The organism is Listeria cossartiae subsp. cayugensis (assembly GCF_014229095.1).
GTDB lineage: Bacteria > Bacillota > Bacilli > Lactobacillales > Listeriaceae > Listeria > Listeria cayugensis.
In genome coordinates, this window is record NZ_JAARZC010000002.1 from 84,170 (window position 1) to 104,924 (window position 20,755).

The 20,755-nt window shown below is 36.9% G+C and carries 22 protein-coding genes; 17 read left to right on the forward strand and 5 right to left on the reverse strand.

What is annotated here, in order from left to right; all coding sequences use genetic code 11:
- Nucleotides 1-101 precede the first annotated feature (101 nt).
- The 9 genes from HCB49_RS07500 to yhaM all read left to right on the forward strand — a co-directional run bounded on the left by HCB49_RS07500 (nucleotide 102) and on the right by yhaM (nucleotide 10,190).
- On the forward strand, nucleotides 102-299 hold the full coding sequence (locus HCB49_RS07500; RefSeq protein ID WP_185604573.1) for a PLDc N-terminal domain-containing protein: 198 nt from the start codon (nucleotides 102-104) through the stop codon (nucleotides 297-299).
- Nucleotides 299-1,204: an ABC transporter ATP-binding protein gene (locus HCB49_RS07505; protein WP_185604574.1), complete on the forward strand. Its 906-nt coding sequence runs from the start codon at nucleotides 299-301 to the stop codon at nucleotides 1,202-1,204. The genes HCB49_RS07500 and HCB49_RS07505 overlap by 1 nt, the downstream gene beginning before the upstream one ends.
- Nucleotides 1,201-1,995, forward strand: a complete 795-nt coding sequence (locus tag HCB49_RS07510) for an ABC transporter permease (protein ID WP_185604575.1) — start codon at nucleotides 1,201-1,203, stop codon at nucleotides 1,993-1,995. Before HCB49_RS07505 ends, HCB49_RS07510 begins: the two co-directional genes overlap by 4 nt.
- Before the next feature lie 69 nt (nucleotides 1,996-2,064).
- On the forward strand, nucleotides 2,065-3,432 hold the full coding sequence (gene fumC / locus HCB49_RS07515) for a class II fumarate hydratase (RefSeq protein WP_185604576.1): 1,368 nt from the start codon (nucleotides 2,065-2,067) through the stop codon (nucleotides 3,430-3,432).
- Between the two features lie 103 nt (nucleotides 3,433-3,535).
- Entirely contained in the window at nucleotides 3,536-4,669 is a 1,134-nt protein-coding gene (locus HCB49_RS07520; RefSeq protein WP_185604577.1) for a DUF445 domain-containing protein, read from the forward strand.
- A gap of 81 nt (nucleotides 4,670-4,750) precedes the next feature.
- Nucleotides 4,751-5,104, forward strand: coding sequence for a YlbF/YmcA family competence regulator (locus HCB49_RS07525; RefSeq protein WP_185481230.1), 354 nt, complete (start codon nucleotides 4,751-4,753; stop codon nucleotides 5,102-5,104).
- 144 nt (nucleotides 5,105-5,248) lie between these two features.
- A complete protein-coding gene (locus HCB49_RS07530; protein WP_185604578.1) occupies nucleotides 5,249-6,484 on the forward strand; it encodes a metallophosphoesterase family protein in 1,236 nt (411 codons plus the stop codon).
- Entirely contained in the window at nucleotides 6,481-9,204 is a 2,724-nt protein-coding gene (locus HCB49_RS07535; protein WP_185604579.1) for an ATP-binding protein, read from the forward strand. The genes HCB49_RS07530 and HCB49_RS07535 overlap by 4 nt, the downstream gene beginning before the upstream one ends.
- A gap of 44 nt (nucleotides 9,205-9,248) precedes the next feature.
- Nucleotides 9,249-10,190 carry a 3'-5' exoribonuclease YhaM gene (yhaM, locus tag HCB49_RS07540; RefSeq protein WP_185481227.1) on the forward strand — a complete coding sequence of 314 codons (942 nt, stop codon included), beginning with the start codon at nucleotides 9,249-9,251 and terminating at the stop codon, nucleotides 10,188-10,190.
- 47 nt (nucleotides 10,191-10,237) lie between these two features.
- On the opposite strand, the gene HCB49_RS07545 is transcribed toward yhaM, so the two are convergent.
- The 4 genes from HCB49_RS07545 to HCB49_RS07560 form a co-directional block, all read right to left on the reverse strand.
- Nucleotides 10,238-11,116: a peptidylprolyl isomerase gene (locus HCB49_RS07545; protein ID WP_185604580.1), complete on the reverse strand. Its 879-nt coding sequence runs from the start codon at nucleotides 11,114-11,116 to the stop codon at nucleotides 10,238-10,240.
- Nucleotides 11,117-11,232: 116 nt separating this feature from the next.
- Nucleotides 11,233-11,772, reverse strand: a complete 540-nt coding sequence (locus HCB49_RS07550) for a DUF3267 domain-containing protein (RefSeq protein ID WP_185481225.1) — start codon at nucleotides 11,770-11,772, stop codon at nucleotides 11,233-11,235.
- Between the two features lie 182 nt (nucleotides 11,773-11,954).
- Nucleotides 11,955-12,317 (reverse strand): YtxH domain-containing protein, encoded by a 363-nt coding sequence (locus tag HCB49_RS07555; RefSeq protein WP_003768001.1) that lies wholly within the window; start codon nucleotides 12,315-12,317, stop codon nucleotides 11,955-11,957.
- 29 nt (nucleotides 12,318-12,346) lie between these two features.
- A complete protein-coding gene (locus HCB49_RS07560; protein WP_185604581.1) occupies nucleotides 12,347-12,769 on the reverse strand; it encodes an HIT family protein in 423 nt (140 codons plus the stop codon).
- Between the two features lie 160 nt (nucleotides 12,770-12,929).
- On the opposite strand from HCB49_RS07560, the gene HCB49_RS07565 reads away from it, so the two are divergent.
- The gene (locus HCB49_RS07565) at nucleotides 12,930-13,682 is read left to right on the forward strand and encodes an ABC transporter ATP-binding protein (protein WP_008948525.1); all 753 of its coding nucleotides are present in this window, start codon (nucleotides 12,930-12,932) and stop codon (nucleotides 13,680-13,682) included.
- On the forward strand, nucleotides 13,666-14,889 hold the full coding sequence (locus HCB49_RS07570) for an ABC transporter permease (protein WP_185604582.1): 1,224 nt from the start codon (nucleotides 13,666-13,668) through the stop codon (nucleotides 14,887-14,889). The genes HCB49_RS07565 and HCB49_RS07570 overlap by 17 nt, the downstream gene beginning before the upstream one ends.
- Before the next feature lie 38 nt (nucleotides 14,890-14,927).
- Here HCB49_RS07570 and HCB49_RS07575 read toward each other — a convergent pair whose 3' ends face one another.
- On the reverse strand, nucleotides 14,928-15,431 hold the full coding sequence (locus HCB49_RS07575; RefSeq protein WP_185481222.1) for an antibiotic biosynthesis monooxygenase family protein: 504 nt from the start codon (nucleotides 15,429-15,431) through the stop codon (nucleotides 14,928-14,930).
- 197 nt (nucleotides 15,432-15,628) lie between these two features.
- On the opposite strand from HCB49_RS07575, the gene hemE reads away from it, so the two are divergent.
- The 6 genes from hemE to HCB49_RS07605 all read left to right on the forward strand — a co-directional run bounded on the left by hemE (nucleotide 15,629) and on the right by HCB49_RS07605 (nucleotide 20,632).
- Nucleotides 15,629-16,687 carry a uroporphyrinogen decarboxylase gene (hemE, locus tag HCB49_RS07580; RefSeq protein ID WP_185604583.1) on the forward strand — a complete coding sequence of 353 codons (1,059 nt, stop codon included), beginning with the start codon at nucleotides 15,629-15,631 and terminating at the stop codon, nucleotides 16,685-16,687.
- Nucleotides 16,687-17,616: a ferrochelatase gene (gene hemH / locus HCB49_RS07585; RefSeq protein WP_185604584.1), complete on the forward strand. Its 930-nt coding sequence runs from the start codon at nucleotides 16,687-16,689 to the stop codon at nucleotides 17,614-17,616. Before hemE ends, hemH begins: the two co-directional genes overlap by 1 nt.
- Before the next feature lie 152 nt (nucleotides 17,617-17,768).
- Entirely contained in the window at nucleotides 17,769-18,113 is a 345-nt protein-coding gene (locus tag HCB49_RS07590) for a hypothetical protein (RefSeq protein WP_185481219.1), read from the forward strand.
- Nucleotides 18,114-18,223: 110 nt separating this feature from the next.
- Nucleotides 18,224-19,009, forward strand: coding sequence for a GNAT family N-acetyltransferase (locus HCB49_RS07595; RefSeq protein ID WP_185392504.1), 786 nt, complete (start codon nucleotides 18,224-18,226; stop codon nucleotides 19,007-19,009).
- A gap of 63 nt (nucleotides 19,010-19,072) precedes the next feature.
- Nucleotides 19,073-19,843 (forward strand): Cof-type HAD-IIB family hydrolase, encoded by a 771-nt coding sequence (locus HCB49_RS07600; RefSeq protein ID WP_185481218.1) that lies wholly within the window; start codon nucleotides 19,073-19,075, stop codon nucleotides 19,841-19,843.
- A gap of 111 nt (nucleotides 19,844-19,954) precedes the next feature.
- Nucleotides 19,955-20,632, forward strand: a complete 678-nt coding sequence (locus HCB49_RS07605) for a Bax inhibitor-1/YccA family protein (RefSeq protein WP_185481217.1) — start codon at nucleotides 19,955-19,957, stop codon at nucleotides 20,630-20,632.
- The last annotated feature ends 123 nt before the right edge of the window (nucleotides 20,633-20,755 follow it).

Here is a 20,755-nt window from a genome sequence, read left to right on the forward strand (position 1 = left end):
CACATTTTACTAGTTTAGCGCTAGTGAAATGTGCTTTTTTATATTGCATTAATATTATAACTGTTATACAATGAGTATAACAAAAGAATGAGGTGAAAACTTTGGATAAAACTCAAATAGCATTAATTATACCTGTATTACTTCTTTACTTAGCACTATTATTAACCGCCATTATTGATTTAACTAAAAACTGGAATACACGCAAAAATCCAATCATTTGGCTAGTAGTTATCATTGTTATCAACGTCTTTGGCCCAATCGCCTATTTTATTTTCGGCCGAAAAGAGGATACTAACTAATGAAAAAATTAGAAATCCAAGGACTAAAGAAAAAATACAATGGAAAATGGGTTATCAAGGGGATTGATTTAAGTATCAACGAAAAAGAATGCGTAGCCTTAATCGGTCCTAACGGCGCCGGCAAGTCAACGATGATTAATATGATTGTCCAAATACTAACCCAAGACGAGGGTCAAATCACTTTGGACGGAAAAGATGCTAAATCTGTCCGTGAGAAAATTGGCTTTTTACCGCAATATCCAGAATTTTACGGCTGGATGAGCGCAACTGAATGCCTCCATTTTATGGGAAAACTGTCTAATATGGAGAAAAAAGATTTAGAAGCGCGTATTCAAGAAGTTTTATTACTAGTTGGACTAGAAGCAAGTGCAAATAAGAAAATTAGTACCTATTCTGGGGGTATGCGTCAACGTCTTGGAATTGCACAAGCCATCTTACATCGACCAGAATTACTGGTGCTAGACGAGCCAGTTTCCGCGCTTGATCCAATTGGTCGCCGGGAAATGATGCTCCTTTTAGATAAACTAAAAAAAGAAATTACGATTTTATTTTCAACACATATTTTAAAAGATGCCGAAGAAATTTGCGACCGTATTGCCATCATTAAAAATGGCGAATTAGTCGCAGATAACACAGTGTCACAGCTAATCAAAGAAGAAAGTTCTCCTGTATTTGATGTCGAATTAAATGGCGATAGCGATACTTGGCAAAAAGAGCTTCTTCAAAATAACTATGTCGAAAAAATCGAAAAAGTGGGGACGGTATATCAAGTCTATACAACGAACCAAAAAGCAGGAGCAGAAGCCATTTTGAGTTCCTTGCTAAATATAGATGGAGAGTTTATTCGTGTCGAAAATAGACATCAAAGCTTAGAAGAAATATTTATGGAGAAGGTGGGCAAATGACACATTTTAACGCTTTACTAGCAAAAGAATGGCTAGAACAACGTCGGAGTTTAAAAATTATTTGGCTACCAATCGTCTTCGCTTTGCTTGGGCTCACTCAACCATTAATGATTTATTTTTTGCCCGAAATATTGAAAGCAGTTGGTACTGGAGCAGAAACGGAACAAGTTGTTGCTTTGATGGGAAATCAATCGGCGCAGGAAGTAATGGCGCAAACGCTTGGTTCTCAATTTGATCAAATTGGCATTATCATTATTATCGTTGTTGCAATGGCTTGTATTCAAAATGACCGTACAAGAGGAATGCTTGCGTTTATTATGACACGACCCGTGAGTGCTATCGAATACGTGTTATCTAAATGGGTTATGCAATGCGTGGTTGGTTTAAGTTCGCTTTTAATTGGCTACGTACTAGCCGCTTATTATACGTACTTTTTATTTGGTGAATTATCGGTTCAATCTTTAGTGGAAGGCTTTTTAGTGTATGCACTTTGGTTTGTTTTTGTAATCAGCCTCGTTGTATTTGCAAGTGCTGTTTTCGATAGTAATGCAGTGGTAGCAATGCTTAGCGTATTTATCGCGATTGTTCTTGGAATCATTAGTGGTTTTGGCGGGTGGATTCAAATGTTTAATCCCGCATATTTAAGCAAAAATGCAACGATGCTTATTATGTCAGAAAAGACGATGGATTATTTTATCCCATCACTTTGCATCACTGCGGCATGGATTGTATTACTTGTTAGCCTAACTATTTTAATGATTAAAATAAAACCGCTACCGAAATCAGAATAGCGAACATTATTCGTGAGTTTTGCGAAAACATCCGGTTTATACTAAAATAGAATAAAAAGGGGTGGCGAAATGGAACGAATAGAGCGAGATACACTTGGAGAAATTTCCGTAGATGCGGCAAAATATTGGGGAGCGCAAACAGAACGAAGTAGAAGAAATTTTGCCATTGGTGATAACCAAATGCCAATCGAAATTATTCATGCTTTTGCCCAGTTAAAGAAAGCCACAGCGAAAGTAAACGCAGCGGAAGACAAATTACCCGAAGAAAAAGCATTAGCAATTGGTAGCGTTTGTGACCAAATCATTCAAGGCGAGTTAGATGAACATTTTCCTTTAGTTGTTTGGCAAACGGGAAGCGGAACACAGAGTAATATGAATGTTAATGAGGTTATTGCGCATGTCGCCAATCTAACGCTAGGCGAAGGACAGATTCATCCGAATGATGATGTCAACATGTCGCAAAGTTCGAATGACACGTTTCCGACAGCGATGCATATCGCGGCTTATGAAGCTATAGTAACAAACCTTTTACCAGAAATCACTAAAATGGAAGCCGTTTTAACAGAGAAGAAAAATAAGTATATGCAGCTCGTTAAAATTGGGCGAACCCATTTACAAGACGCAACCCCGTTAACACTCGGACAGGAGATTAGTGGCTGGGAAGCATGCCTAACAAATAATAAAAATTATCTTGAATCAAGTATGAAAGCCATTTTACCACTTGCGATTGGTGGGACAGCAGTTGGAACAGGTTTGAATGCTTCACGCGATTTTGGGGATAAAGTAGCCAAAGAGTTAATGAAGCAAACGGGATATCCTTTTACATCTGATTCCAATAAATATTTTGCCTTAACTAGCCATAGTCCGATTAATTTTGTTCATGGGGCGATTCGTAGCCTTGCTTCGGATCTAATGAAAATTGCTAATGACATTCGTTTTCTAGCAAGCGGACCCCGTAGCGGCATTGGCGAGCTGACGATTCCTGCCAATGAGCCAGGTAGCTCGATTATGCCGGGGAAAGTGAATCCTACGCAGTGTGAGGCGATAACGATGGTTGCGGCACAAGTAATGGGAAATGATACGACAATCAATGTTGCTGCGAGCCAAGGAAACTTTGAACTCAATGTGTATAAACCAGTGATCATTTTTAATTTCTTAGAGTCTGTCAAACTTCTTTCAGATAGCATGCGCTCGTTCCGGATTCATTGTTTAGAAGGGCTTACTGCAAACGAAAGCGTCATTGAAACGAAAGTAAATGACTCGTTAATGCTAGTAACAGCCTTGAATCCGCACATTGGTTATGAAAAAGCTGCCAAGATTGCCAAACTAGCTTTTGACGAAAATACTACTTTAAAAGAAGCGGCAATCAAAACCGGTTTTGTCAGCGAAGCGGAATTTGATTTATGGATAGATCCGCTAAAAATGACTAATTTGTAATCTCATACTTTAGAATGAACTTCCCTAGAAACAATTGTTGTCTAGGGATTTTTCACGTATAATGAAACCACTTTTACTAGACAAATATTAGGAGATGCAAAACATGTCAGTGTTATTTACGATACTTTTAATGGCAGTGATTGGTGGATTTATCGGAGCCATGACGAATTATATCGCGATTCGAATGCTTTTCCGCCCGTACAAAGCCATTTACCTTTTCAATAAACGATTACCATTTACACCAGGTCTCATTCCAAAACGACGCGATGAACTTGCCGAACACATCGGAAAAGTAGTCGTAAGCCATTTACTCACAGAAGACGCCATTCGCGCCCGGTTGCTGGATGAGACTTTACAAAAAGAAATAACCGAAACAATCACAAAAATGTTTCACGAAAAAATGGACTTAGAAACAACGCCGAATGAATTACTACATTATTTCGGTTATGAAAATGCAGAAGTACGCTCCATTGCCTGGTTAGAAACAACAATAGAGAAAGAAATCAACCACTTTTTAACAGCAAAAAAAGCCACCCAAATGAGCGACTTAATTCCTGCCATGCTAGAGACAGAGCTTTCAACCAAGCTTCCTCATGTAACAGAAAGAATTACGAGCAAAATGTCCGTTTTTATCGCAAGTGAAGAAGGTAAAATCCAAATTAAACAAATGCTACAAAAATTCTTTGAAGAACACGGGAAAATGGGCAGTATGGCTAGAATGTTCATCAATGTCGATACCTTCTCTGAAAAAATTCAACAAGAAGGCTTAAAACTTATCAGTCAAGAAGACACGAAAAATCTCATCAACCAACTATTAACAACAGAATGGCGCAATTTTGAAGCAAAAGAATTACAAGAACTTATCCCGACCGAAAAACAAGCACATTTGGCAGGACAGCTGACTTCTGAACTAATTCAAGCAGTTCCGCACGATAAATTATTTAACCAACCAATCCAAGCGATGCTAAGCAATTACGAAGCCGCCATTACAGAAAAAGTGATTCCTTTTGCTGTAGAGCGAATGCTTGATTTTGTAGCGACACATAGCGCGGATATAGTAGCACGAATGGATTTAGCTAAATTAGTCGAAACGCAAATTGCTACTTTTTCCTTGCCTGAAATTGAAAAACTAGTCGTTGAAATATCTGGAAGAGAATTAAAAATGATTACTTATTTAGGTGGGATTTTAGGAGGATTTATTGGAATTATTCAAGGAATTCTCGCAATGTGGATTTAGTTCTTTTATACTGGAATAACATGCTACTTTTTGTTATAGTGAAACAGAAGTGACAAATACAGATATTTGGAGGATTTATCAATGGCAGTTAATATTTATGATTTAGCACATGATTTAGACAAAGGAATTCGTGAAACACCTGAATTCATCAGCTTACAAGAAGCATACCGCGAAGTAAACGAAAACGCTGACGCAAAAGCAAAATTCGAACGTTTCCGTGATGTTCAAGTAACAATCCAAGAAAAACAAATGACTGGTCAAGAAATTGACGACGAAACAGTAGATGTAGCACAACAAGTTGCTCAAGAAGTTCAAGAAAACGAACTAATTGTGAAACTAATGGAAAAAGAACAAGCGATGAGCATGATTATCAATGATTTAAACCGCATCATCATGACACCATTACAAGATTTATACAACGTAGCAAACGACTAATATGTATAAATTGAAGTGGCGCGATTATTTGTTATTTATTTAGCAAATAATCGCGCCACTTTTTTATTTGAAATGCTTGTACGTGAAGCAATAGTAAGGTATAATAAGAACGTATATTCGGTTTTTGAGAAGGAGGCGAAAGTCATGAAAGAAATCAAATTTTTACATATAGCAGATTTGCATTTAGATAGTCCTTTCATTGGACTTTCGACGCTACCACAGCCGCTTTTTTCTGCCGTACAAGAAAGTACATTTCAATCGTTAGAACGAATAACAACCATAGCAATTAAAGAAGCCGTTGATTTCGTTTTAATTGCGGGAGATATTTATGATAGTGAAGACCAAAGTGTCCGTGCTCAAGCGCGCTTTTTAAAAGAAATGAAGCGATTAGAAGCCGCTAATATTAATGTATTTATGATTCACGGTAATCATGATTTTATAGAAAAACATAAAGAAAAGTTGGCATTACCAAGCAATGTGCATGTTTTTCCAGAACATGTGGAAGTAGCATCCATTCAAACAGTTAATGGTGCTAATGTTCATCTTTATGGATTCAGTTATAACGAACGTCATATTCGTTCCAGTCGCGTAGATGAATACAAGGTGCAAGGAGATGCAGATTTCCATATTGCTCTACTGCACGGATCAGAAGTATCCAGTAGCGAAGAACATGATGTCTACGCTCCATTTAGAATGCAAGAAATTAGCAAAAAAGGTTTTGACTATTGGGCGCTCGGACATATTCATAAACGTCAATTGCTTGCGGAATTTCCTAGCATTTATTACCCGGGAAATATCCAAGGTCGAAATCGTAAAGAGTCAGGCGAAAAAGGCGCAAGTATTATCACTTTATCAGAAGCAAACACAAGCATTGATTTTATCGAAACGAGCCCGATTATTTGGGATGAAGTCGTAATTTCCTTGCCTGAAAATAGCGAGATTAATACTTTTTACCGCGAAATGACCAAACTGTTAGAAAGCTACCGAGGACGAAGCCATAGCTATTTTCTTCATGTAATTGTCCAAATGGCAAATAAGCAAAAACTTAATACAAATGATTGGTTACAAATGCTTCAAGAAGAAGTAGGACTGGAAGATACCACATTTGTATGGGTACACAAAATAACAATCGAAATAACGAACAAAAGTAATTCCCAAACATGGCATGAACATCATTTAGCAGGCAAAGAAATTATGCGCAGCTATCACAAACTACACGATGAATCCGCTTTTTATCAAGCAGTAGAAGGACTTTATCTTGAAAGTGGTGTGAGTAGATATTTAGATGATTTATCTGAACAAGATCGAGAGACAATTTTAAATGAAGCTTTAATGGAACTAGGGATGACGCTTGCAGAAGTGGAAGGTGATAATAAATGAGAATAACGTCGATTGATATTGTTGGTTACGGTAAATGGTCCAACGCTCATTTTGATAATATCGCCAATTTTCAAGTAATCTTCGGTGAAAATGAAGCTGGAAAATCAACTATTATGGCTTTTATACATAGTATTTTATTTGGCTTCCCAACAAAACAGCAATCCATCCCACGTATGGAACCGAAAAATGGTGGCCCGTATGGTGGACGACTGACCTTAGAAGATACTCCTCTTGGCAAAGTTGTTATTGAACGTTTAAAAGGAAAAGCAACTGGCGACGTGCGGATTTACTATGGTGATGGCCAAACAGCTGGAGAAGAGAAGTTACTAGAAATCATAGGCGAAATCGATCGAAATACGTATGAGGCTATTTTTTCGTTTGATATACATGGCTTGCAAAATATTCATCAATGGAAGAAGAAGGAATTTGAACGATATTTACTAGCGACAGGGACGACCGGTTCGGATGCTCTTCTAAAAACTGCGGAAGCTCTACAAAAAAAATTAGATAACCTTTACAAACCAAGCGGTCGAAATCCACTAATTAATCAACAACTAAAAAAAGTAAAAGCAGCCCAACAAGCTTTTCAAAACGCAAAAAAACAAAATGCACAATATGAACAACTTATAAACGAAAAAGAACAAGCAACAACAAGGCAAGCAGCATTGCAAAAAGAAAAGACAACCATCCGCGTAGAACTGGATACATTAACTATTTTGTCAGACTTGTGGCCGCTATATCAGGAGTGGAAAGCGCTCGACAACAAAGCTAGCCAAGCTCCAGAAGCCAGTTTTCCACTAGACGGAATTATTCGTTTAGAACACCTACAACTCCGAGAAAAAGAATGGCAAAATCAGTTGATTCAGTTAGAAGAACGCCAAAAAAATCTCATTAGTAAAAACAGCTATGAACACAGCCTCTTTTTTGCAGAGAATGAAGCTGAAATCACTTATTTAATCGAAACATATGCTGCTTTTGGCGAACGCGAGCTGCAATTGAATGGCTTAAAGCAAGAAATCCAATTTCACCAAGTGGATGCAAAACGACCACTTAGAATATGGACAAGCGAACTAGAACAAAAAACAAACCGTTTAAAAGAAAATGAACAATCCTATAAAGAACAGCAACATGATATCCAGCTGAAATTAAAACTAACCACTGACACAGAAGAAAAACTTCAAAAAAAGATTGATCAAATAGAAGCCGAGATGTGGGGCAATAAAACGTTCCAACGAGCAAAAGAAAAAATCGAACAAAAACCAAAAACAGCCATGACGAAAACCTTTATCTCACTAGGCATTTTTGCAGTAGCTCTAGTTTTGATGATTATTTTCCAGTCTATGTGGAGCATTGCGCTTGTTTTTATTGGTGCGCTTATTGTCGGCTATTCATTTATGACTACAGGAAAAGCAGCACCAGCTAATAACGAACAACTTTTAGCCTTTTTAGAGCAAAAGAAAATAAGGCAAGAATGGCAACAGTTATTGAATGAAATGGATATCGTTGCTTCTCAAATAGCTGAATTACAAGCTAGCGAGAATAAATTAAACGAAGCAATTTATCAGCATACGATGGAACTAAACCAACTATTTGCTGATTTAGCAATCGAAACCGAGCCAGGAATAAATTGGTCATATGATTTACAACAATACAAAACCAATAGTGAAAAAAGGCAACTAGTCACTGAACTTAGCTTGAAATTAGAACCGTTGGAAGAAAAACAAAATGAATACAAAGCGCGACTTGCCAAGTTACAACTTCCCGCAGATTATAAAGACATCGAAGAAAAAATCACATTTCTGCGACAAGGCTTACTTTATTATCGAAACCACCTAACGGAAAATGCCAAGCTTGCTGAAAAATTAGAACAAGTAACAATGCAACTAGATTTAGTGAAGCAAGATTTATTGCTCGTAAAAAAAGAGAAAACAGACTTGCTAGATCGAGCCAATACAAATAATGAAGAAGAATTTCGAATGGCTGCCATGCGTGTGAAAGAAGAACAAAAATGGCGCGAACGATTAGTTCTTATCGAAGCGCAACTGGAGCCAGACAAACGAATCGCTTTAAGCCAGTTTGAAAATCAAGCTACCATCAAAGAAAAAGAACTCCATTTAGAAGAAAAACTGCGCAAAATAGAAGTAGAGCAAGAGCAACTTTACGCTTCACTTGCAGCAAAAAATCATGAAATCAGCAAATTAGAAGAAGGCGGAACTTTCGCTGTTTTAATGCAAGAATTTTATTCAGAAAAGAGCCAATTACAACAAATAGCAGCTGAATGGACAGAAACAAAACTGGCACTACAAATTTTACAAGACACCATGCAGCAGTTACAAGAAGGTAAGCTTCCTAAAACCTTAAAATTAGCAAGTGACTATTTCCAACATCTAACAAACGGAAACTACACGAAGGTATACTTACAAGAAAATAGGTTGCAAGTGGAAAGCAAAGAAATCGTTCCGTTTTTCCCAGAAGAACTTAGCCAAGCGACCAAAGAACAACTTTATTTAGCTATTCGTTTTGCGCTAATTGATGTTATTCATAAAGACTTTCCACTACCAATTATTATTGATGATGGATTTGTGCATTTTGACTCGGCCAGAATGGGGCAAATGATGCAACTACTCCAAAAACGAAAAAGTGAAAACCAAGTAATATTTTTCACATGTCATCAAGAAACTCGCAAATATTTTTCCAGTGAGGACATACGCGTGCTATAATGAGTGAAGAAACTTCTTACTACAGAAAGAAAGAAGGCGATACAATGGAAAAAAGATTATTAGACTATGAAGTTGGCGAAACAGTAGACCTATTCTTGCTAATTAAATCAAGTGTCAAAGGGACGGCTAGCAATGGAAAGCCATTCTTGAGTCTTGTTTTGCAAGATAAATCAGGTGAATTAGAAGCAAAACTTTGGGATGTAAAAGAAAGTGATGAAGTAAATTATGGGGTACAGCAAATTGTGCACCTTATGGGTGATATTCAAAATTACCGTGGAAGAAAGCAACTCAAAATCCGCCAAATTAGACAGGCGACAGCTATTGATGGTGTTAGTGCTAGTGAGTTCATGGAAACGGCGCCAATCAATAAAGATGAAATGGCTGACGAGATTACACAATATATTTTTGAAATGAAAAATGCGAACTTGCAACGAATTACTCGAGCGCTCTTGAAAAAATACCAAGATGATTTTTATGATTATCCAGCAGCAATGCGCCATCATCATGAATTTGTTTCTGGTTTGAGTTTTCATGTAGTTTCAATGCTACGTCTTGCAAAGTCAGTTGCAGATCTTTACCCATCCGTTAACCGCGATTTACTATACGCAGGAGTAATTTTACATGATTTAGGCAAAGTGATTGAACTTTCAGGACCGGTATCAACAACGTATACACTGGAAGGGAACTTGATTGGCCATATTTCCATCGTAGTAGAAGAAGTGAGCAAAATTGCTGACGAGCTTTCTATCGACGGGGAAGAAGTCGTTGTTTTAAAACATGTGTTACTTTCTCACCACGGCAAAGGGGAATGGGGTAGCCCGAAACCACCGCTTGTACGTGAAGCAGAAATTTTACATCAAATTGATTTAATGGATGCATCCTTAAATATGATGGATAAAGTGTTAAAACATACAAAACCTGGTGAATTTAGTGAACGTGTATTTGGATTAGATAATCGTTCGTTTTATAATCCCACATTTGAATAAACACAAAAAACCACGCTTGGAAAATTCCAAGCGTGGTTTTTAATTACTTATTTAGATGAATCAGAATCAGATTTAGAACCGTCAAAATCTTTGAAAGCATCTTTCAAGTCTTCATCTTTAACTTCTACTTTAGCATCTTTGTATACTTTTTTAAGTGTTTTTTGCATGTTCTCAGTAGTTAATTGAGACTGAAGGTAAGATTCTTTTACAGCTTTCTTATCTTTTTCAAAAGTAGTTTTTGTCGCTGGTTCGTCCATTTGGATGATGTGGTATCCGTATTGTGTTTTTACTGGAGCACTGATGTCGCCTTTGTTTTTAAGGGCATAAGCTGCTTTTTCAAATGCTGGATCCATTTTACCAGGACCGAATGGCTCTAATTTACCGCCATTTTCTTTTGTAGCAGTATCAGTAGAGTATTCTTTCGCTAAATCTGCAAATTTCGCGCCATCTTTTAGTTTTTGTTCAACTTCTTTGGCTTTGTTTTCATCAGCTACTAAAATGTGGCTTACAGTGATATCTGGTTGCCAAGTTTTGTAGTATTCTTTTAATGCTTTATCGCTAGTATCTGTATTAGCTTCTGTTGCTTTTTGTACTAACATGTTGTATTTAAGTTGGCTTTTGAATGATTTTTCAGTTAGGCCACTTTGAGCTAACACTGCAGAGAATTGATCTCCGTATTGTGATTTGTACTCGTTGAATTTTTTGTCAACATCTTCATCGCTTACTTTGTATTTATCGCTAAGGACTTTTTCGAAAGTAAGTTGTTGTACGAATTCAGAACCATATTTATCTTTCATAGCATCATAAAGTTCGTCTTTTGTTACATCGCCAGAATCTGTCTTAACGACATTTCCGCCGCCACCGCACGCTGCTAGACTGAACAATGCCATAACCATGACAAGTCCAAGAATTAATTTCTTCTTCATTAAATAAAACACACTCCTTAGTTGTTGGAATAATTCCCGCTTAACACAATAACTATCATAACATAAATTAAAGATAAAAAGAAAAGATGAAAGAAATTTAATGATATTCTTATGGTTTAGTCAGAAATTAAAATAGAAAATCCGCGCTCTGCACTTTCGATAAAACAATTCTTCGGCATTTTCCATAATTTGTTAATATGAGTAAAGTCAGAAAAGCTCATTCCAACGTGCACGGAAAGTAAAATTAAGAACATTCCCGAATGCCCGATTGGCGTAAGCAGCATTAACGCTACTAAAATAGCAGTAATGACTACAAATGGTAAAACTAACGAAAAAATGTAGTGCCATTTTGGAATGATTCGCTTTATATTTAATTTTATACAAGGAAGGAAAAAGAAATGGATGCGCCACTGGATTACAGTTCCTTCACGGTACTTAAAGCATCCAAGAATATGAAGCAATTTATGGATTGGGTAAATTAAAATAATACCCAAAAAGCTAACGAATTGATAATCATTTGTCAGTTGACCAGGATAAATTAAATGTTGTGTTAAAAAACAAATACATACGGCAACTAGCCAGACAAGAATTCCTTTAAAGAAAAGGCGATTAAATTCGTCTCGTCGCTCTGTGTTGATTGATTTTAGGCAGCGCATTGTAAGCTTTCCTCCAGTTATAGCTAAAATAGTGCTCCTCTGTCAGAAGGCACCATAGTATTGTATGCTCAAATGCTCCAAAATTCAAGCTTTTTTTAGAGAAATAATTGCCTAATTTTGACGTTTTTTTGAAGCTCGTTTTAGCCAAACAAAAAAACTGAGCAGGCGCCCAGTTTTTCTACTTATTTATTATCTTTTTTCAACGTTTTTTCTAAGTCAGAAATTGTTTTTTGCATGTCTTTAATTTCGTCTTTTAAGCGTTTCTTTTCTGGTTCCATTTCTTCATTCCATTTGGAAACGGATTCCATAATGTCAGAAGAAACATCTTTTAGTAATGTGGAACCTTCTGAGCCAAGCACTTGAACTGATTGGATAAGCTCATTTGCATTATATGCGAGTTCTTTCAAAATAACACTTGCTTCGCCTGATTTAGCGACAATATCTTTTCGAAGTTCATTGCCGGATTTTGGAGCAAACAATACTGAGGCTGCAGCTCCAATTGCCCCACCAGCTAAAATACCGAAAATAAGTGATTTTTTATTCATTTATACTCCACTCCATCCATAAAGTCATTTTAGTCTACTTTTGCTGCAATAAGTTCAGCAATTTCTTGGTAACGTTCTTGTGTGTACCAGTCTGCGTTATCTTTCCATTTTAACCCAAAGTCGTCTGATTTGCTATACCTTGGTATTAAATGGATATGACAATGAAAAACAGATTGGAAAGCAACTTCTTCATTATTATTTAGAATATTTAATCCTTGTATTGGTAAAGCTTCTTTCAATGCTCGCGCGATTTTTGGTACACGACGGAATAATTCGGCGGCCGTTTCATCGGGTAAATCGAATGTGTTCCTAGCATGTTTTTTGGGAATAACGAGTGTATGACCTTCTGTGACTTGTCCTAAATCAAGGAAAGCGTAAATTTCCTCATCTTCGTACACTTTGGCAGAAGGAATTTCACCACGAACTATTTTGCAGAAAATGCAATCGTCCATTAAGTATGACCACCTTTCACAACATATAATTATGTACTACTTTAATTTAACATAAAAAGGACTGAAAAGCATGTGTTAGATAGTAGGTAGTGGATTATTTTGACAGTTCAAGGGATGAATATGCTATTATTAACTAAAGATTACGTAAGGAGGTATGGAAATGGCTTTAGTAGAAGTAGAACACCTGACAGGCGGATATACAAAACGGCCAGTCTTAAAAGATATTTCATTTGCGATTGAAGAAAAACAAATAGTTGGATTAATTGGTCTAAACGGGGCAGGGAAAAGTACTACCATCAAACATATAACTGGCTTAATGCACCCTAAACAAGGAACGATTAAAATCAACGGTCACCAGTTAGTGGAAGATACAGAAACATATCGAAAGCAATTTTCTTATATCCCAGAAACACCGGTATTATATGAAGAATTAACTTTAAAAGAACATTTGGAATTAACCGGAATGGCTTATGGAATATCCGAAGAAGAACTACACGCGAGAATGACACCACTGTTAAAAGAGTTTCGTTTAGAGAAAAAATTGAATTGGTTTCCAGCTCATTTTTCTAAAGGGATGAAGCAAAAAGTAATGATTATGTCGGCTTTTTTAATTGAGCCTAAATTATATATTATTGATGAACCTTTTGTTGGACTCGATCCGCTTGGTATTCAGTCGCTCCTTAATTGGATGGACGAAATGCGTAGTAAGGGTGCAAGTATTTTAATGTCCACGCATATCCTAGCAACGGCGGAAAAATATTGCGATACCTTCATTATTATTCATCAAGGGGAAATTCGTGCAGAAGGAACGCTGAAAGACTTACAAACAAATTTCGAAATGCCAGGAGCTTCACTTGATGAAATTTACATTCAGTTGACAAAGGAAGAGGAAGCTGATGAAGATGATATTTGACAGCAAAGCGCTTTGGAAGGAACGTTTTAGTGCGTATACGACAGAAGTTATGCGCTACATTCGTTATATGTTTAATGATCATTTGCTTTTTGTGCTTGTGATTGGGCTTGGTGCGGGAATTTTTTATTACGCTGGTTGGGTGAAGACACTGGAACCAACATTCCCAGTTATTCCGTTAATGGTGATTTTACTTACGGCTTCTATTGCGATTAGTCCAGTTGCCACCTTGCTCAAAAAGCCGGACATTGTTTACTTAATTGTCCAAGAAAAAGCCATGGATACTTATTTTTCTCAAGCGAAAATAGCTAGTTTCTTTATGCAATTATATGTTTTTGTTATTGTGCTCGGAATTTGTATGCCAATGTATGTGGAAGTGACAGAGGTTCCATATAGCCAGTTTTTCACTTTGTTTATCGTACTTAGCATGCTAAAAGCTTGGAATATTTATTTCGGTTGGGAAAGCATGAAATTAGAAGAAGCGGATACAACGTGGATGTTTATTCGTGTGATTCTCAATGCTATTTTGATTTATATTGCCCTTATTGCAGTGCCTTATATTTCGATTCCGCTAGTGTTGGTAGTACTTTTAGCAAGCTATTACTGGCTTAAAACAAAGACAGCTAAAGTGACATTGCGCTGGGAATATTTAGTGGATAAAGAAGAAGCGCGGATGAATCGTTTTTATCGTTTAGTGAATCTATTTACGGATGTACCACATTTGCGCGGGACGGTTCGCAGACGGAGTTATCTTGATTTTCTTTACCAGCCTATTCCTTATGCGAAAAGAAAAACGTTTGCCTATTTGTTTAGCCGGACATTTGCGAGAACGAATGAATATGCTGGATTATACATCCGACTGACCGTGATTGCGGTTATTTTACTCGTATTTGTTCAAGGCTTTTACTTGAATATTATTTTCTCACTACTTTTCTTATATTTAACAGGTTTTCAATTTATTCCGATGTTAAAACATTATGATGCACAAATTATGTTGCGGCTTTATCCAATTGATGATAGTTACCGTCATCGTAGTTTTATCCATTTTTTACGAATTTTGCTACTCGCGCAAGCATTGCTCTTTAGCATTATTGGAATTGCTCAAAATGGAACCATTGGCGGGATGATTATTTTAGGAATAAATCTGGCTTTTGTTGCTATTTTTACGTTCCTTTATGCACCAGTCAGAATGAAAAAAATGTATGAATAAAAAAAGCGATTTGGATTTTTGGTCCAAATCGCTTTTTCTTATTTAGCATCATGGGAAAATTCGGGATAATGATAAATATCTTCATGAGAGAAACCTGTTTGAGTATTATTTTTCTTCATGATATTCGTTATTTCTTTGTGTAGCGGTGTTTTTTTCCATTCTTGGAAGAACACTTCGGAATCCCAAAAAGAAATAATTAAAAATTTATTCGTATTCATCGCTTTTGTAAGTTTCGTACTTTGTAAGCCAGGTGTTTCGCTAAAATGTAAACTAGCATGTTGATACAGTTGTAAGAAAATCGGAATTTCTTCATCGCGGAGTTGGATATATTCAAAAACAACTATTCCAAAACCTTTTAAGGAACCGCTGCTTTGTAATACTCGATACGCCGCGCCTTCTTGGAAAATTTTTTCGCCCGTAGATTCTTGATACAAAAGTGATTGGGAGAAATTTTGCAGAAGGGTCACATTTTCGCCATTGTAATTCGCCATTAGTTGACGGAGATAATGCTCAGTTCCGGTTGTGATAAATACTTTTTTCATGATAAGTCCTTCTTTCGGTTTTTATTCCTTTAAGATAAATGATTACACCTTTGTTTTCCACGTTTTTCATAATTGAAACAGCAGATAGGCAATTTGTTTGGTTTTATACAAGATTTCTAGTATCCTTTTATCTGGAGAAGTTATTTATTGTTCTGTTGCCTATTGTGTGTAAATGAACAAAGAAGGGAAGCGACTCGATGACAAAAATAACGAATGATTTATTTTTAAAAGCAGCGCGAAAAGAACAAGTTGACCGAATTCCGGTTTGGTATATGAGACAAGCAGGGAGATCCCAACCAGAATATCGTAAATTAAAAGAACAATACTCTCTATTTGAAATCACGCATCAACCAGAATTATGTGCTTATGTAACCAAGCTACCTGTAGATCAATACGGTGTAGACGCAGCAATTTTATATAAAGATATTATGACACCACTTCCGGGGATGGGGGTAGACGTAGAGATTAAGTCTGGCATTGGTCCAGTGATACATAATCCTATTAGAACGTTCCAAGATGTAGAAAAACTGACACTCTTTCAACCAGAAATCGAAGTACCTTATGTGCTCGATACGATAAAACTACTAGCAGATGATATGTTAGAGGTGCCACTAATTGGCTTTGCTGGCGCGCCGTTCACTTTAGCAAGCTATATGATAGAAGGCGGCCCATCGAAAAATTACCACCAAACAAAAAGCTTTATGTACCGCGAACCAGAAATTTGGGCAATACTAATGGAAAAATTGGGGCGAATGACGGCGAGCTATTTAGTCGCGCAAATTAACGCCGGAGCTTCCGCTGTACAACTATTTGATTCGTGGGTAGGAGCACTGAGCCGAGCGGATTACGCAACATATATCCGACCAGTTATTGAAATGATTGTACGCGAAGTTAAAACCGTTCACCCAACGACGCCAATTATTATGCAAGCAGTTGGCGCAAGTCACCTTCTTGTCGAATGGGAAACGATGCCACTTGATGTTGTTGGTGTTGACTGGCGCGAAACACTAACAACTGCTAGACAAAAAGTACCAACCAAAGCAATCCAAGGGAATTTAGATCCGTCCACATTACTCGCACCAGAAAAATGCTTGGAAGAAGCCGAACGAATTTTGCAAGAAGGCGTTTTAAAACCAGGTTTTATTTTTAACTTAGGACACGGCGTTTTCCCAGAAGTACCACCAGAAATGCTGGAAAAACTAACCACTTACATCCATGAGAGAAGCGAAATTCTATTAAAAAAGGATGATAAATAATGACTAAAAAAGTAGGTTTACTTGTAATGGCTTACGGGACACCGTACAAAGATGAAGATATCGAACGTTACTATACAGATATCCGTCACGGTCATAAGCCAAGCGAAGAAATGATTGCAGATTTACGCGGGAGATATCATGCTATCGGCGGCCTATCTCCACTAGCAAAAATCACTGAAGCACAAGCCTATGGACTAGAAAAAGCGTTAAATGAAACGCAAGACGAAGTGGAATTTAAAGCCTATATTGGCTTGAAACATATCGAACCTTTCATTGAAGATGCAGTCGAAGCGATGCATAAAGATGGCATAGAAGAAGCAATTTCTATCGTATTAGCACCACATTATTCTAGTTTTAGCGTCGAAGCATACAATAAAAGAGCGAAAGATGCTGCTGAAAAACTGGGCAATATCAAAATTAAAGCTATCAATGATTGGTACAAACAGCCAAAATTCATCCAAATGTGGGCTGGCCGAATTAACGAAATAGCCAAACAGATTCCAGCAGATGAATTAATGGATACTGTTTTAATCGTTTCGGCGCATAGCTTGCCAGAAAAAATTAAACAACATAATGATCCATACCCCGACCAACTGCAAGAAACAGCTGATTTAATCTTTGGCAAAGTCGCAGTACCTCATTACGCATTAGGTTGGCAAAGTGAAGGAAAGACCGGAGAACCGTGGCTTGGACCTGATGTACAGGATTTAACAAGGGAACTTTATGGTCAAGAAAAATATAAACACTTTATTTATACGCCAGTTGGCTTTGTTGCGGAACATTTAGAAGTACTTTACGACAATGATTATGAATGTAAAGTAGTCACAGATGAAGTTGGCGCAGCATACCACCGACCACCGATGCCAAATGCCGACCCAGAATTTTTAGAAGTATTAAGAACTGTTGTCTGGGAAAAATACACAAAATAAAAAACGTGCCGGGATAGATGTTATTCCGGCATATTTTTTGCATTAAAAGAAAACGTTTTCAATATTTTTAGCTAAATACTATGAAGTTTTAATCAAATTCTCATCTTCACCGGGCATAATGATAACTATAGAAAGACAGGAGGTTCACCCAAATGAAAAACAAGGCAGAGAAACAAAGAATTGCCACTAATTTGTCACTTTATATGAAAATAAATGGATATACTCATAGAACATTCGCTCTTGCAGCCGGGATTTCCCAAAGCACTTTAAAAGCATTAATGATAGGGAAAATGAGAAACGAAACTAAATTCCAAAAATACATAACACAAATTACAGAAAGTTTGGCACTAGACGAAAAATTCTTTGAACAACCGAAAGAAGCCATTACATCAGCACCTATTACTTTTCAAGATACAAACAAAATGCATCTTGGAGACGAAAAATTCAATGCAATCAGCTTATTGTTAAAAATTGGCGAAATTCATTACGAATCTTAAGAAGCTTGGGACTAATTGTCCCGAGCTTTTTTATGTGAAATATTCAGGGCTTGACGAACCTACCTAACTCACGTAAAATGAAGACAATTTTCAAAATAGGAGTGTGGCACATGATTAGAAAACTGACTGTATCTGATAATGAAGAAGTAATGGCACTTTTAAAACCCGAAGCAACCCTGAATCTATTTATAATTGGGGATATCGAGAATTTTGGTTACGAGAGTGATGTGCAAGATCTTTGGGGCGAATTCGATTCAGCGGGCAAATTACACGCATTGTTACTTCGATTCGATACGTTTTTCTTACCGTATTCAAAAGATGCTAATTTTGATGCAAAAGCTTTCTCGGAAATTATTGCTAAACATGATACTTATGAAGTTAGCGGTATTTCTCGTGTCACAAAGGAATTTGAAGCTTTTTTACCACAACTTGCCGAAAAAAGACAAGATACTTATTTTTGCGAGTGCGAACATGTAAACCGAATTTCCGTAAATCAAGATGTTATTGTACGGACTGCAGTTGCCGAAGATGTAGCGCCAATTATTAAAATGCGCAAAGATATTAAAGAATTTGGCACACGTGAAGAAAATGAAGAATTAATTATTCGCCAAATTGAAAAAGGCGTGAAACGAATTTATTATATTGAACAAGATCAAGAAGTAGTAGCTGTAGCAGAAACGTCTGCAGAAAATTCGTTTTCAGCAATGATTACAGGAGTTGCAACAAGTGATGGCTACCGGCAACGGGGTTTTGCGAGCACACTTCTCAAAAAATTATGTTGCGATGTTTTAGCAGAAGGGAAGAAGCCTTGTTTGTTCTATGATAATCCAGTCGCTGGTGAAATATACCACCGCCTTGGTTTTGAGCATACTGGAGATTTTGTTATGTACAAATAGCCTTTACTTTACGTCCGGATGATTGGTATGATGGATATATTATGTTAGTAAAGGATGGATAATGTGAAACCACGTGGAATTTGTTTTTTTGATATGGATGGAACGCTGTTAAATAGCGAATCCAAAGTACTTGATAGCTCACTTCAAGCATTAGACAAACTTCGGGAAAATAATATTATTCCTGTCATTGCTACCGGACGGACACTTATCGAAATCAGTCATCAAATGAAAAATACCGGCATCGAATCCGCTGTAATGATGAATGGACAAATGGCTATTTTTGAAGGCGAAAAAGTATACGAAGATGTGATTGATGCGACTCTCTTAGAACGTTTAACAAAAGAAGCTAAATCACAAAATGTCGAAGTTTGTTATTATAATGATAAAAGAATTGGTGCAACCGCAAACACGCCAGTTGTAAAAGCACATTATGACTTCCTAGGGGAGCCAATGCCAGAAGTAAGAACGAATATGTATAAAGAAGAAACCATCAATATGGCGCTTCTTTTACTTGAAACAGGAGATGACTATTTCCCAGAACGTTTTCCAGAGTTACAGTTTGTCCGCAACACACCATTTAGTAATGATGTACTAAAAAAAGGTGGTTCCAAAGCAGTTGGTATTTCAAAGCTACTTGAAGTAATGGGTTACCAGGATGTTCCAACCTATGCTTTCGGAGACGGTATGAACGACTTAGAGATGTTTGGCGCAGTAGATTATGCGATTGCAATGGAAAATGCCGTACCTCTATTAAAAGAAAAAGCCACTTTTGTAACGAAAGATAACAATAGTGACGGCATTATGCTAGGCTTGAAACAATTTGATTTAATTTAAAGAAGTGCCTCGTGCGCTTCTTTTTTTGTGAAATTCCAACGCAAGACCGATAGAAATGTAATAATTCTTTTGATATAATTAAACTAATCAATTGGAAGAGGAGAAATGTTCATGAACGAAATCAATCAAACATCCGAGCGAGTAAATACAGAGAAAAGAACAGAAAAACAAATTATTATGCAAAAAGTACTTAATTGGTTTGTATTTTCTTTGCTACTTGCATCTATCGGTGCTGCAATTGGGAGTAAATTAAGCCCAGAACTTTATTTACCTCTTGTCGTATTAGAAGTCGCGTTACTAATCACAGCAATGGTAGTGCGTCGAAGTAAAACAGTTAATAAAGTAGTTGGTTACCCAGTAGTGCTAGCCTTTGCGTTTGTCACAGGTTTAACGCTTGGACCAACTTTGACATATTATTTTGGTGCTGGGCAAGGTGCTGCCGTTCTGATGGCATTTGTTACAGCAACCGTTACTTTCACCACATTAGCTTTTATTGGTGCCAAAATGAAGAAAGACTTATCTTTCTTAAGTAGTGCGTTATTCGCTGCGGTTATCATTCTAATCATCTTTAGTTTCGTAGGAGTATTTTTACCACTAGGTTCTATGTTGTCAACCATTATTTCAGCAGGCGGAACAATCATTTTCTCATTATATATTTTGTATGATTTTAACCAAATTATGAAGCGCGATGTGGAGCTTGCAGATGTACCAATGCTTGCGATGAATTTATACCTAGATTTCCTTAACTTATTCCTGTTCTTGTTACGTTTATTTACAGGCCGTGACTGAGAAAATTAGAAGATCTGCCAACCTAAAAAGTGGTGGATCTTTTTCTATAAAAAAAGATGGTTTTTGTTAGACAAACGTCATTTAAAATTCTATAATAAAATTAAGGTCAAAAAAGGTCAGACT